This is a genomic window from Brevibacterium aurantiacum (assembly GCF_003932995.1).
In the GTDB taxonomy this organism is placed as follows: domain Bacteria; phylum Actinomycetota; class Actinomycetes; order Actinomycetales; family Brevibacteriaceae; genus Brevibacterium; species Brevibacterium aurantiacum.
In genome coordinates this window covers 3,191,835-3,205,881 of the sequence record NZ_CP025333.1, presented here as the reverse complement: position 1 = coordinate 3,205,881, position 14,047 = coordinate 3,191,835, and the positions used below count along the sequence as shown (strand labels likewise).

Genomic DNA, 14,047 nt, shown 5'->3' with positions numbered 1-14,047 from the left:
CGAAATTGCCGTCCGCGCTGCCGAGGCGTGACAGGCAGCGACGACGAGTGTCGGGTGGAAAGGGGTGGGACTGGGTAGCTCAACGAAGTCGACATCGGCCAGCCCAAGTGCTCGGCGGACGTCTGCCAGGCTCGACGCCTGTGCCGAACGCGCATCGTAGACCTCGCTGATCTGGGAGGCTGGATGCTTCGGTGGATTGCTGAAGACTTGTTGCCAAGCGTGCTCACCGTGGCGCAACTGGGAGATCCAGAGTTTTCGCGCTGGAGTCAAGCGCTTCGTCAGTGCAGATCGCACCGTCTTTGGTGAGAACCACAAGATGAGCTCCTCTTCAATGTGCGAATAGACCGGTCAGAGCATCCTTGCGAATGCCGGACTATTGAGAGGAATTCTAGCCTGTGAGGTGTGCCAGGCTCAGGCAACGCACCGACGAACCTGAACGAAGATGCCTGCGAAGACGACGAACGAAGTGGATCCCAGGTCACAAAAAACTAACAAACCACCTAGTAACTATTGCCAAAATCGCAAGACGTGTGCAGAATGTAGAAGTGGTCAAGACGAGCGAAGGTGCAGGCAGCAGCCAGGATTCTCTGGTGAGTCGTGTTCGTGACGCGATCAAAACCGCCGGGATCAATCACAGTGAAGTTGCTCGAAGCATCGGTATCGAACCGAGCAAACTCTCCAAATCTCTGGCTGGAATACGGAACTTCCGGGTTGAGGAGATCTCAGGGATCGCCTCCCTGACCAACGTCAGCACGGACTGGCTCACAACAGGACGGCCGTCCCGACCACCTCGGCGACGGGCTGTTGAACACTTCCACCTTGAGCCTGGGGGAGTGCCAGCTGTGAGTCAGTCGGGATCGCTTGAGCGGGTGAAGGCTGGCGGCGGTGCCGCGACGTTGGATTACTCAAGTTCGTTGCCAGATCCGGCGCGGGCTGGCGCCGGCGCATGGATGTCGAAGGGCACACGCAACCGTCAGAAGATCATCGCCGCGGCATGGGAGCTCTACGCTGATCTGGGCATCGACAACGTGCGCACCGAAGACGTGGCGAACGCATGCGGGCTCAGCGCCTCGGCGATCAACTATCATTTTCGGACGAAGACCCAGCTGCTGCAGGCAGCCCTGCGGTACTCACTCGACATCATCGCCAGCGCCCGAGACCTCACCGAGCCCGCTGATCCCGTCGCCACATTGCGGCACTTCGCTCGGATCCACGCCGGCGTCGACGTCAAGGTCCGGCGAGTGTGGTCGATCTGGATCCAAAGCTGGGCCCACGCCGCCGCTGATGAGCACACTCGGCTCAACCTCACCGCCGTCTACACCGAATGGCTTGACATGATCACCGGTGTCATCCTCGCCGGTCAGCGCGCGGGAACCATCCGCACCGGCAATACCGTGCTCATGGTCAAGGCCCTGAGCATCTTCATTGACGGTCTCGGTGTCGCCCGCAGCACTCAGCAGATGACCGTCACCGACGAGGAGGCTCTGAGCATGCTCGAGGAGTACCTCGACGCCCATATCCTCACCAGTACGCACCCGCAGGAAGAAGGCACATGAACACACCGAATCGAAGACAAGCGCTGGGGGCTGGGCTCTCGATCTCCGCGCTCGCGGGCCTGAGCGCCTGCGGGGGAGGCGCTGTGACTGCCATAGACGCGGGTGACCCTGTCAAAGGCGGCAGCCTGCGTGTGGGGATCACGGGCGGCAACGCGGCCGATACCGTCGACGCCCATATTCCCGTCAACAACGGCGACGTCTGCCGGTCAGTGAATCTCTACAACGCACTCTACGGCTGGGACGATGACTCAAAGGTCGTGCCGCTGCTCGCCGAGTCGTTTGAGTCCAATGCCGACGCGACCGTGTGGACCTGCACCCTGAAGGAGGGCGTGAAGTTCTCCGACGGCAGAGACATCACACCGGAGGACGTGAAGTTCTCCTTCGAGAGGATCACCGACCCCGACGACCCGAAGACCGCTGCCGCGAACTTCACCATGCTTGACAAGGTCGTACCCACGGGCAAGAGGTCCATGGAGTTCCGGCTGTCCGAACCCAATGGCCTGTTCAACGATGCCGTGGCCGAATACACCGCCGGAATCGTCCCAGCCGACTACGACCCCGAGGATCCGGTATGTTCGGGCCCGTTCAAACTCAAGTCCTTCACCCCAGCCCAGTCAACGGTGTTGGAGCCCAACGAATACTACTTCGACAAGTCCTACCTCGACGAGGTTCAGCTGCTGAACTTCAACGACTCAGATGCCCTCATCAACGCTCTGCTGTCGACGCAGGTCGACGCGATCGCCGGCATTCCCCTCGCGTTGGTCGAGGTCATCGCCGCCGATGAGCGCATGGCGATTCTCAACTCTGAAACCGGCATGTGGCTGCCCTTCACAATGCGCGTGGACAAGAAGCCCTTCGACGACGTCAAGGTGCGACAGGCATTCCGACTCGTCGTGGACCGCGAGCAGATGATCGAGCAGGTCCTCTCCGGATTCGGCACCGTCGGCAACGACATGTTCGGTCCGCTGAGCGAGAACTACCCCGACTTCCCACAGCGCAAGCAGGACATCGACAAGGCCAAGAAGCTCCTCGCCGAGGCGGGGTACCCCGATGGCATCGACGTCGAGTTGGTCACCGCGCCCATCCAGTCCGGTGCCGTCGAATCCGCGCAGGTCTTCGCCCAGCAGGCCGCCGAGGCCGGAATTCGAGTGAAGATCCGACGGATCGACTCCACGACGTTCTTCGGAGACGAATACCTCAAATGGGATTTCGCACAGGACTTCTGGTACACCCGTGACTTCATGCCGCAGGTGATCTCCTCCTGTATCTCCGAATCGCCGTTCAATGAAACCCATTGGGACGACCCGGCATTCAACAAGGTCTTCGACAAGGCGCGGGCCATCCCCTCGCCGGACAAGAGACGTGACCTCGAACATGAGCTGCAGAAGATGCTCTACGACGAGGGCGGCTACATCGTCTGGGGATTCGCCAACCAGGTCGACGCCTTCCAGAAGTACGTGGGTGGTCTGGTCAAGAACTCCACGGGCCGGCCGCTGAGCGGATGGCGATTCGACCGCGTATGGATTGGAAAGGTCTGACATGTTCGGAAAAGTCATCGGACGCAGGCTGATCTTCTCAGCCTTCATCCTCCTCGCCGTTTCACTCCTCGTCTTCGGCGCCACCCTCCTTCTGCCCGGAGACGCGGCACGTGCCATCCTCGGCCAGCAGGCCACCCCGGAGCGCATCGCGGCACTCAATGAGCAGTTGGGTCTCAATCAGCCCGCCTGGCAGCGCTACTTCACGTGGCTGGGAGGGCTCTTCGTCGGCGACTTCGGCACCTCGACGGCCAGTGGCACGTCTGTGGCAGCACTCCTCGGTGACCGGGTCTGGGCCTCCTTCATCCTCATGGGCGTGGCGGCAATCATCTCTGTGCCGCTGGGCATCGGCCTCGGTGTCTACTCTGCACTGCACCGCGGCGGCAGGCGCGACCAGACGATGACCGGATTCACCCTCGTCCTGGCGGCGATGCCCGAGTTCGTCATCGGCATCGCGCTCATCGCCATCTTCGCCACCTCGGTGTTCCAGATCCTGCCCGCGGTGACCCTGGCGCCGCCGGGAGACCCTGTGTGGAAGCGACCTGAGCAGCTCATCCTGCCGATTCTCACCCTCGTCCTCGTCGTCACCCCCTACATTGTGCGGATGATGCGGGCGACGATGATCGAAGTCCTCGACTCCGGCTTTGTCGAAATGGCCCGACTCAAAGGTGTTCCCGAGACTCGGGTGATCTTCCGCCACGCGGTGCCACACGCTCTGGGTCCAGTTGCTCAGGTCGTGGCGATCCAGTTGGCCTGGCTGGCCGGCGGCGTGGTCGTCGTCGAGTTCCTGTTCCGCTATCCCGGTCTGGGCCAAGCCCTCATCGATGCGGTGACCTACCGGGACGTGCAGGTCGTGCAGGCGATCTCCATGCTCGTCGCCGCTGTCTACGTCGTGGTGAACCTGGCGGCCGATGTCGTCGGCATTCTCACCAACCCGAAGCTGAGGAGTGCAGCATGAGCACGGACGCGAACAGACTCGACGACCTCAAGTCCACCGCTGTCGACGGGGGAGAGATCCCACAGGAGTCGCAGACCACGTACACCCCGTTCGTCAAACGTGTGCTCGCGCAGAAACAGGGCAAGATCGGGCTGACGATCACGATCATCGTGTTGCTGCTGGCCTTCTGCGGACCCCTGCTGCTGCCCTGGGCAACCGGCAACACCGCGACCGAGTTCGTCGCGAAGCCATTCAGCGCCTACGGGCTCTTCGGCTCCGACAACCTGGGCCGCGATGTGCTCTCCCGATTCCTGGCCGGTGGCCTCACGCTCGTCGTGTACTCGGTGCTGGCCACAGCCCTGGGCATGATCGTGGGCGCGATCGTCGGGATGCTCGCCGCCTATGTCGGTGGAACCTTCGACGCGATCATCATGCGCCTCAACGATGTGCTTCTGGCCATCCCGCAGCTGGTGTTCGCGCTGCTGGCGATCACAGTGCTGGGACCGCAGGGGTGGGTACTCGTGACCGTCATCGGCATCACCCACGCCCCGCGCATCGCACGAGTCGCCCGGTCGGCGACCTTGGGTGTCATCACCGAGGACTACATCCTCGCCGCGGAGATGTATGCGATGCCGCGGTGGAAGGTCCTTGCTCGGGAGCTGCTGCCCAATATCACCGGTCCGCTGAGCGTCGAGGCGGGACTGCGTCTGACCTACTCGATCGGCTACATCGCCTCACTGTCGTTCCTGGGACTCGGCCTGCAGCCGCCCGCGGCTGACTGGGGCCTGATGATCAATGAGAACCGGATCGCGTTGAGCATCCAACCCTGGGGTGTGCTGCTGCCGGTGATCACCATTGCACTGCTCACCATCGGAACCAACCTGCTTGCGGACTCCTTCGCCAGGGCCACCGCATCGACTTCAGTGGAGGCATGATGACCACGCCGAACGACAACGCCTACCACCATGATGCCCACGGTGTCCCCAACGAGTCGATCGTGCTGCGGGTCAGCGACCTGCGCATCGCCACGAACGCTGGCCATGAGATCCTCCACGGAGTGAACTTCGCCCTGAGCCGAGGTGAGATCCTCGGACTCGTGGGGGAGTCGGGTTCGGGTAAGACCACGGCAGGCCTGGCCTGCATGGGCCACTTCCGGGAAGGACTGAAGTTCGCGTCAGGATCTGTGAGCCTGTGGCCGCGTGGTGCTGACACCGCCGTCGAGGTGGTCGAACTCGACGAGGTGGCTGTGCGGTCATTGCGGGGATCCCGGATCGCCTACATTCCCCAGGACCCTGCGCTCTCGCTCAACCCGGCGATGCGGGTGGGCGAGCAGATCAGCGAGGTCCTCGACATCCACGGCTTCGGCAGCTCCGATGCCGAACGCGTCGAGCGTGTGGCAGCGGTGCTCGTCGACGTCGGCCTGCCCGGTGACAAGGCCTACCAGAAACGCTGGCCGCATCAGCTCTCCGGCGGTCAGCAGCAGCGCATCGGCATCGCCATGGCCTTTGCGATGTACCCGGATGTGCTCATCCTCGACGAACCCACCACCGGCCTCGACGTGTCCACCCAGGCGGTCGTCCTCGACACCATCCGGCAGATGACGGTCGCGAACAATGTCGCCGGTCTCTACATCACCCACGACCTCGCGGTGATCAAGGATATCTCCGACAGGGTGGCCGTGATGCTGCGCGGCGACCTGGTCGAAGAGGGCCCGGTGGCCGCTGTACTCCAGGACCCTCAGCACGAGTACACGAAGCTGCTCATGTCCGCCGTCCCGGACCTCGCCGGTCGCAAGACCATCGGCGAAGGCGCGGTGGCGGAGCCAATACCCGAGCCCAAAGCCACACACATTCTCGTATCGGCAGGGGAGTCACGGTCTGAGGGGTCGGCCGAATCTGCGGCAGCGCAGGGTCCGGCCGATTCAGCAAACGATTCAGCCACCTCGGCGACTGCACCGTTGCTGCAGGTCACGGATGTGGCACTGGCCTACGGGAAGGCGCAGATCCTCGACGGCATCAACCTCACCCTGGAACCAGGCGACTGCACGCTGCTGCTGGGCGAATCGGGTTCGGGCAAGACGACGCTGTCCCGGTGCGTGGCCGGCCTCAACGATGACTATTCCGGTGCCGTGGCACTGCGCGGCACGGAGCTGGCCAAGTCGACGCGGAAGCGGACGAACGGGCAGCGAGTCGGCATTCAGTACGTGTTTCAGTCCCCGTTCTCCTCGCTCAACCCCCGACGGTCGATCGGTCAGTCGCTGACCGTTCCCCTGGAGATGAGCGGCGAGGGCACTGCTGCGAGCCGGAAGGCGAAGGTTGAAGAAGCCTTGGACTCTGTGCGTTTGGGCCGCAGCTTCTATCACCGTCGGCCCGGTGACCTCTCCGGTGGTGAGCGGCAGAGGGCCGCGATCGCCAGAGCGTTGGTGAACGAGCCTTCGGTGCTGGTCTGCGATGAGATCACCTCAGCGCTCGACGTGAGTGTGCAGGCCTCGATCATCGGGTTGCTGCGCGCGCTGCGAAAGGAACATCAGCTGGCAATGCTGTTCGTCACCCACAACATTGCGCTCTCACGCCATATCGCGGACAACCTCGCTGTGCTCAACAAGGGCAAGATCGTCGACTACGGGCCGACTGCCCAGGTTTTGGAGAACCCGCAGCACGAGTACACGCGCACGCTGATCGCGGACGTGCCGAAGTTCTGAGGTCGGCTCGTTCGTTCTCGGCGGGCGTCGAACCGGCTCAAGAGCAACTCGACGTAGCCGGACTGGCGCCCCGGCGCCCAGGCGAATTGAAGTCTGTGTCAAGGTTTCATTGACAAATGAAAAAGTGTCAACGTAGCCTTGACGCATGACTTCATTCAATTTCTACGCAATCACTGAAGACCGTCCCTCGACTCGTTGGAAGGAACTGTTCGACACCGTTTGGCCGGGCTACCGCGCGTGGTATCTGCGCGACGGTGATTGGGCCCGTCCGGACCTTGCGACCGCGGAGGGCAAGCTGTGCCACTACATGCCCGAGCTCGTCCCCACCTGGCGGCGGCTGGTCGAACTCGCTGATGGCGATGAGACTGCCGCCAGAATGCTCACCCTGTGGAACCCACCCAAGTTTCTGCCTGGTTGTTCCCAGGTTGCTCTGCGCTCGCCGGAGCCGGCGCTTCTGCGCAACTACGACTATGGGCTCGAACTGTTCGAACAGGTCCACAGTTCAACCCGCTACGGCTCGCGCCGGGTGATCGGGACCTCGGACTGTCTCTGGGGACTGCTCGACGGGATGAATGAGGACGGTTTGGCCGTCTCACTGGCCTTCGGCGGGCGTCCGGGCGACGGCGACGGATTCGCCGCTCCCTTGGTCGTGCGCTTCCTCCTCGAAGTCGCAGGTGACGTGCCCGAAGCACTCCGCCGGCTCGAAGGCATACCGGTTTCGATGTACTACAACCTCACCCTGCTCGACACCAAGGGGAATGCTGTGACGGCCTACGTCGGTCCCGGGATGGCCCCGGAAGTCACCCAGGATCCAGTCGCGACGAACCATCGAGGGCACAGTCCGGAATATCCCGAGCACGCACGTCGCTTCCGCAGCGTCGAGCGCAAGAATATACTCACCGAGGCAGTAGAGGACGGGTGCGACGTCGAGGAGATGGCCGACGCGATGCTCGGTCCGGGAGTCTTCAGCAGCGACTACGACAACGCATTCGGAACCCTGTACACTGCCGTGTATCGGCCCCTGCGCGGCGAGGTCGAATACCGCTGGCACTCCCGAAGCTGGACCCGCAGCCTCACCTCTACAGAGGAGATGATCATCGTGGCACTCGACGAAGGCACCCCGGACCCCATCGGCGTGAGCAGGCCCGAAGGCTCGGCCTCCGACGCAGATGGCACGGGGTCCGACCCGATCGAAGCCGTCGCCGGCACCGTGGCGGAACTCAGCGCCACCGCAAGCCAGGCGATCCACGATCTTGCCCACTCGCACGACCCGGCCGCATTCTCGGCGCTCATCGGACTCTCCACCGAGGTCGGAGAGGCACTCGGCACAAGCGCACGGATACTCGCCGAGCACAATTCCTGGGCACGAGTGGCCGAGATCGCCGATGTCAGCCGGCAGGCTGCCTGGCAGCGTTGGCGCTGAAGCACGCCCAGGCTCTATGAGTTCCCGGCAGGCGAGGCCAAACCGTCGGTGCGGTCTGTTCCTCGCCTGCCGAGCTCGGTCAGATCAGCTGTTGCTTGAGTAGACCGTACGCGAACCGGCCGAACTGCCTTGGCTGCGGCGGCGATTGCGAGTCTCGGCGCTCGTGCCCCGTCCGTCGGATCCGCGTCGGCTGCCACTGCTGACGCGAGTGCCTTCGCTGCGGCGGTTGCCGCCAGCGCCCGCACCTGAACGGCCGCCTCGGCCGTTCGCGGACGGGCGTCCCTCTTGGCCGTTCCCGGCCGAGCGACCGCCCGGAGCGCTCCTGGCGGTGCGGCTGCCTGATTGGCCGGACCGGGTCTTCTCTCCGCCGCGGCTGTTGTCTCCACTGCGGCTGCTTTCACCACCGCGTCGGTTCTCTCCGCCGCGGCCTCCCCGGCGTCCTCCGCTGCGTCGCCCGGCAGATGAGCGTTTCTGTCCCTGTGCCGGCTCTGTCGTTTCTTTGGGCTGCGGGGCCACGTAGTCAGCGATCTCGCCGACAAGTTCGGCCACTGCGGGGGAATCGGCCGTGACCTTCTGCGGAGTCACCTTGATGGCGGCCTTGCGCAGCAGCACCCTCGTGTCCTTGCTCTCGCTCGGCAGCATGATCGTCACCACGTCGCCGGAGCTGCCGGCGCGTGCTGTGCGGCCCGAGCGGTGCAGGTAGGCCTTGTGCTCGGTGGGCGGATCCACGTGGACCACGAGTTCGACGGAGTCGACGTGCACTCCTCGGGCGGCGACGTCTGTGGCGACGAGCACGCGCACGTTCCCTTCGCTGAATGCTGCGAGGTTGCGATCTCGTGCCCCCTGGGACAGGTTGCCGTGAAGATCCACGGCGGGAATGCCCTGAGCGGTGAGCTGCCGGGCGAATTTCTTCGCTCGGTGCTTGGTGCGGGTGAAGAGGATGCGGCGCCCGGTGCCGGAGGCCAGTCGCTGGATGAGATCGTTCTTGTCCTCATCGGCAGCCTCGAAGACGTGGTGCGTCATGGCCGAGACGTGGGAATTGGGATCGTCCACGGAGTGGTGGACCTCGTTGTGGAGGAACCGGCGCACCAGTTTGTCCACGCCGTTGTCCAAGGTGGCGGAGAAGAACATCCGCTGGCCGTTTTCCGGAGTCCGTGCCAGGATGCGGGTGACACCGGGCAGGAAACCCAGGTCGGCCATGTGGTCGGCCTCGTCGAGGACTGTGACTTCGATGTTGTCCAGGGAGACCAGGCCCTGCTGGAGCAGGTCCTCTAGCCGTCCCGGGCAGGCGACGACGATGTCGACGCCTGCATTGAGGGCGATCTCCTGGCGCTTCTGCTTCACTCCGCCGAAGATGGTTGTGGTCGACATTCCGTAGGCCTGGGCCAGCGGTTCGACCACGTTGGTGATCTGAGTTGCGAGTTCACGTGTGGGTGCCAGGATGAGGCCCCGTGGTAGGCGGCCCTTCTTCCGGCCGGCAGATTCGGACTCTGACAGACGCGTCACCATAGGAATGGCGAAGGCGAGTGTTTTGCCGGAGCCGGTCTTGCCTCTGCCCAGCACGTCCCGGCCGGAAAGTGTGTCCGGAAGAGTGTCCTGCTGGATGGGGAAGGCCTCGGTCTTGCCCTCCGCACGAAGGCGATCGGTCAAAGCAGAGGGAACACCGAGCTCGGTGAAGGTGACGGGAGCGGCATCTGTCTTGTCCGCGACGGCATTCCTCGGCTCGGGGCTCGTGGCCTTCGGCGTGGATGGTCGTCTCTGCCTCGTGGAGGAGGAGACGTGATTGGTGCTGGAGTCATGTGGGGGAGTAATGGAATAGCCCTTCGACATGCCGGAGAACTCATCGATGCCACCAAATGGTGACGGGAGCCGCTTCCGGTCAAGGTGTGGGAACGCCGTTTGGCGCTCTCGATCGCCGAGAGGAAACGGCTTCAGAATCATGCGCCGGAAATCATTCACGGCTGCAGAGACGAGGCGTACTGTCGACGCAGGGAACCCGAGGACGGGTTCGCAGGTACTACCAGCATACATGCCTCAGCGGTGTCGGTTCGACGTCGGTGGTCTGTCGCAGGCCTGTGGGGTCCGAAGCGGTCTGAGGTCCGAGCCCTCCCGGGCCTGGAGTCGGGATCGACTATATGAGGCGGCCAGCCGTGGCGCCCGACGGCAGTCGATCCTCGTAGCCCAGCTCGGTTATGCGGCCAATGCCACTGAGCTTCTGCTGCGCGGCACCTGTCATATGACCCCTGTTGCGGCTGTGCCTCCGATGCGGCCCGCCAGCATGATCGAGACGATGATGAGGAACGTCGCGATGACGTTGATGACCGTAGGCACGAGCGTTGGCGTACGCCGGAGTTCGCCACGTAAAGTCGGTCATCGTGGGTGCATCCCTCATAGATGGACACCACGTCACATCGTCGAAGCCCCCGCCAACACGCTATTGCTCGCTATCCAGCAGTGACGCGGTGCTCCTACCGGTCGCAACCGCCAGGATCCCGTCAAGCAGCATCATCCAGGGCGCAGATTTCGCCTTGGTTCGTTCCAGCTAAGAGTAAGTGTTTCCAATTATTATCAGCGACCTTGGTACGACGTGGCAGGCGCTCGTCGTTGTTGCGATTTCTACGGTCGGTATCTATCTGGCGCTGATCTTATTCTCCAGGATCGCCGGTCTGCGGTCCTTCTCGCAGATGACGAACTTCGATATGGCCGCAACTGTGGCCATCGGCTCCATACTGGCCACCACAGCGCTGAGCAGCAGCACTCCACTCCTAGCCGGAGTCGTCGGTCTCGCAGTCCTGTTCGCCATCCAATGGGTGTTGGCAACGTTGCGGCGTTATCGCAGGCCAGGGCGGCTCGTGGACAACAGCCCACTGGTACTGATGAGTGGCAGCGACGTGCTGTCGGAGCATCTGACAATCGCTCAGATGACGCGCAGCGACCTACGGTCGAAACTTCGACTAGCTGGTGTGACCCGCTATGACCAAGTCGGAGCGGTGATCCTGGAGGTGACGGGTGACGTATCGGTGCTCCTGAAGGCCCCCGAGGATCCGCCGATGGAACCGGATCTGTTCGTCAGCGTCAGAGGACGAGAGCGACTGTTCTCCAGCGATCACTTTGCTTCAGAGAACAGCTGAACGCGGGAGAAGAATACAAGCAGTTCACCAGGAGTTGATGGCTCCTTTTGCTTCAGGTGGGTGCGACCCTGGTTTTTCGGCAAGGGCCGGACCCGAATTTCTTTGATCAGAGTTCATCGCCTCTGAATTGCTGCAGTTGCACGACTTCATCGAACATTCGCAGGGGACGATGAATACGTGGTCGCGGAGTCAACGGTCCGTCACAGTGCGAATGAAGCGGAAGTTCGATCACTGCTTGAGGCTCCGAGCGGCTCGGCTTGAGCGGGGGTCGACCGGTTAGGATGCGTTACCGTTTTGGTTGCAGCTGTGCGGCGACGAAGGCTGCAGCCTTGGTCAGCGAGTCGGTGGTGTCGTCGAGGATGCGGCCGAAATGAAGGAATGAGTGCAGCACATGTGGGTACTCTTCGAAGACGGTGTCATTGCCTGCACGCCTGAGTCTCACCGCCAATGAACGACTGTCATCACGCAGCGGATCGAGACCTGCCGCAGCGACGAAGACCGGCGGCAGGCCCGCGAGGTCAGCGCCGAGACGGTCATAGGCGGGCGACCTGGCGGCTCCAGTTGATGCGAAATAGTCGGACATGATGCTGTCGAGGTCGTCGGTGCCCATGCCGTCCCAGCTTCCACCGAACATCCTCCGGCTGGCCGAATCGGTGAGCCCATGACCTCCGTAGAACGACATCAGGGCCTTCGCCGCTGAGAAGCTTTCGGGCAACGCCCCGATTCGCTCAGGCACATCGCGCAGCAGGAGGGCTGCGCCCACCGTAAGCATTGCCCCCGCGGAGTCCCCAGCGATCGCAAGGCGAGAACCGTCTAAGTCGTATTCCTTGCCGCGGCGAACAAGCCAGTCGACGACGCCTGCGCTTTCGTGCAGCGCCTGTGGGAACTTCGCCTCGGGGGAGAGCGAATAGTCGACGCCGATGACGGCTGCTCCGCTGGCATCTGCGAGTACGCGCATGATTCGGTCGTGGGTGTCGAGGTCGCCAACGGTGAATCCGCCACCGTGGAGGAACACGATGCCCGGCAGGACCGCCTCGGCGTTGGGATAGTGGATCCGAACGGGCACGTCGACTCCGGCAGCGGAGATGGTGTCATCGACGGTGCGGGTCATCGTCGGCCCGCCCTCGTTCCAGTACGAGCGTTCGGCGCGGTACTCCGCACGAGTCTCCACGAAGTTGATTGGCGTTTTGGACTGGCTTGTGCTTGTTTGTGCGGCATCTTCCCCGGCCTGTCGGCAAGAGTCGACACGCGCGGCTTGGACTGCGAGCACATCTTTCATCTGGGCAGACATCGCATCGACGATGTCATCAGGGATCGTGGCCATGAGGGCCGCAGTGAGGTCATCGTCGGCAGGAATGTGAGGAATGATGCGCTGCTTTCATCGGCGGATATTCGCAGTCCAAGCCTACCGTCGGACCAAGTTTATAGATGGATGCGCTCATCGGATAGTCAAGGAATCTTGCTGGTCTGTCTCGTTTCTGGCGTGGGTTTCCATGGACTGCGAACAGCTGGTCCTGGCTGGTGTAAGGCAGCTGGCGCGAACAGCCGTGCTCGCCATTCTGTAAAGTGCTTCTATGGTTAAGATTCATACTCCAGAGCTCAAGCATGAGGGCGACGAGGTTGTCGTGACAGCCCGCCTGTCCGGAATCACCCCGTCGGGGATACTCCGGTATCGTCTCCCGAAGACCTATGCTCCATCGCCGGAAGCTATGGCCGATGCAATGCTGCCTGTGGGCCTGCTCTTAGCAATGGCCAACGGGCAGTCTCTTGAGTTGGAGGCGCCAGTTTCCAAGCAACTGTTGGAGAACAGCACAGTAGTTCAGGACGTCTACCTTTCGTGGCATCCAAAGAAGATGAAGCGTGCTCAGATCATTGCCACAACCCGTGAAAGCGAGCCAATACAAGTTGCGCAACGGGCTCTGTCGACGTTCACCGGCGGTGTTGACTCCTTCTACACGTTGGACAAACATGCCGACAAAGTTTCAAGCATTCTCTTCGTCCACGGCTTCGACGTCCGGCTGAAGGATACTGAACTTCGATCGAGGATGAGCGCCCATCTGAAAGCAGCCGCTAACACTGCTGGTAAGACGCTCATCGAAGGCGCGTCGAACATCAGACGCTTCCTCAATCCTCACCTTGTCTGGTCAAAGATGTCTCACGGGGCGGCCATCTCAGGAGTGGTGATGCTGCTCAGCTCACACCACAATCGGTTCTATTTTCCAGCGTCCTACTCCTACGCCGATCAGTATCCGTGGGGGAGCCATCCTCTGATTGACCCGCTGTGGTCGACAGAGTATTTGAAAGTCATCCACGATGGCGCCGAAGCCACGCGCGTGGAAAAGACGCAGAAGATCTCCGACAATGCATCGGCCCAACAGCACTTGCGAATCTGCTTTCAAAAAAAGGGCGACTACAACTGCGGCGAGTGCAGCAAATGCATCCGCACCAAGATTGCTTTGGAACTATCTGGTGTGCTGAATAAGTTCGAGACGCTCGACAACACCATTGACCTGGAACGTCTTGACGCACTTGGAATCAAATCCCAAAGTGACCTCGTATTTGCGACTGAGAACCTGAACTTTGCACGGGAGCAAAGCAGAGATGATATTGCGTCGACTTTGAACAACATGATTGTGCGCTACAACTCCAGACCGAAGGAGACTGAATGCGCCGACACGATCCAGTCGGAAGACTCTCAACGCCAGCACGCTCAAGTTTGAGCTCCGTGTTGATCGATTCAGTACGGTGGATGATCTGTTGAGGG

The 14,047-nt window shown here is 62.1% G+C and carries 10 protein-coding genes; 8 read left to right on the top strand and 2 right to left on the bottom strand.

Annotated features, from left to right (window positions below):
• Positions 1-842: 842 nt before the first annotated feature.
• The 6 genes from CXR25_RS14785 (at position 843) to CXR25_RS14760 (ending at position 8,152) form a co-directional block, all read left to right on the top strand.
• Positions 843-1,556, top strand: coding sequence for a TetR/AcrR family transcriptional regulator (locus tag CXR25_RS14785; RefSeq protein WP_241212342.1), 714 nt, complete (start codon positions 843-845; stop codon positions 1,554-1,556).
• Entirely contained in the window at positions 1,553-3,094 is a 1,542-nt protein-coding gene (locus tag CXR25_RS14780) for an ABC transporter substrate-binding protein (protein ID WP_125240741.1), read from the top strand. Before CXR25_RS14785 ends, CXR25_RS14780 begins: the two co-directional genes overlap by 4 nt.
• A 1-nt stretch (position 3,095) precedes the next feature.
• Positions 3,096-4,049 carry an ABC transporter permease gene (locus tag CXR25_RS14775; RefSeq protein ID WP_125240740.1) on the top strand — a complete coding sequence of 318 codons (954 nt, stop codon included), beginning with the start codon at positions 3,096-3,098 and terminating at the stop codon, positions 4,047-4,049.
• Positions 4,046-4,963 carry an ABC transporter permease gene (locus CXR25_RS14770; RefSeq protein WP_206430636.1) on the top strand — a complete coding sequence of 306 codons (918 nt, stop codon included), beginning with the start codon at positions 4,046-4,048 and terminating at the stop codon, positions 4,961-4,963. Before CXR25_RS14775 ends, CXR25_RS14770 begins: the two co-directional genes overlap by 4 nt.
• Positions 4,960-6,729 (top strand): ABC transporter ATP-binding protein, encoded by a 1,770-nt coding sequence (locus CXR25_RS14765; RefSeq protein WP_241212341.1) that lies wholly within the window; start codon positions 4,960-4,962, stop codon positions 6,727-6,729. The genes CXR25_RS14770 and CXR25_RS14765 overlap by 4 nt, the downstream gene beginning before the upstream one ends.
• Positions 6,730-6,874: 145 nt before the next feature.
• On the top strand, positions 6,875-8,152 hold the full coding sequence (locus CXR25_RS14760; protein ID WP_125240739.1) for a C45 family autoproteolytic acyltransferase/hydrolase: 1,278 nt from the start codon (positions 6,875-6,877) through the stop codon (positions 8,150-8,152).
• 84 nt (positions 8,153-8,236) lie between these two features.
• Here CXR25_RS14760 and CXR25_RS14755 read toward each other — a convergent pair whose 3' ends face one another.
• Complete coding sequence (locus CXR25_RS14755; RefSeq protein ID WP_233430511.1) at positions 8,237-10,093, bottom strand: DEAD/DEAH box helicase; 1,857 nt, start codon at positions 10,091-10,093, stop codon at positions 8,237-8,239.
• A gap of 611 nt (positions 10,094-10,704) precedes the next feature.
• On the opposite strand from CXR25_RS14755, the gene CXR25_RS14750 reads away from it, so the two are divergent.
• Positions 10,705-11,283 (top strand): DUF421 domain-containing protein, encoded by a 579-nt coding sequence (locus tag CXR25_RS14750; protein WP_206430635.1) that lies wholly within the window; start codon positions 10,705-10,707, stop codon positions 11,281-11,283.
• A 286-nt stretch (positions 11,284-11,569) separates the two neighbouring features.
• On the opposite strand, the gene CXR25_RS14745 is transcribed toward CXR25_RS14750, so the two are convergent.
• Positions 11,570-12,607: an alpha/beta hydrolase fold domain-containing protein gene (locus CXR25_RS14745; RefSeq protein ID WP_241212340.1), complete on the bottom strand. Its 1,038-nt coding sequence runs from the start codon at positions 12,605-12,607 to the stop codon at positions 11,570-11,572.
• A gap of 250 nt (positions 12,608-12,857) precedes the next feature.
• Here CXR25_RS14745 and CXR25_RS14740 point away from each other — a divergent pair, with 250 nt between their 5' ends.
• Positions 12,858-14,003 (top strand): hypothetical protein, encoded by a 1,146-nt coding sequence (locus CXR25_RS14740; RefSeq protein WP_125240738.1) that lies wholly within the window; start codon positions 12,858-12,860, stop codon positions 14,001-14,003.
• Positions 14,004-14,047 lie beyond the last annotated feature (44 nt).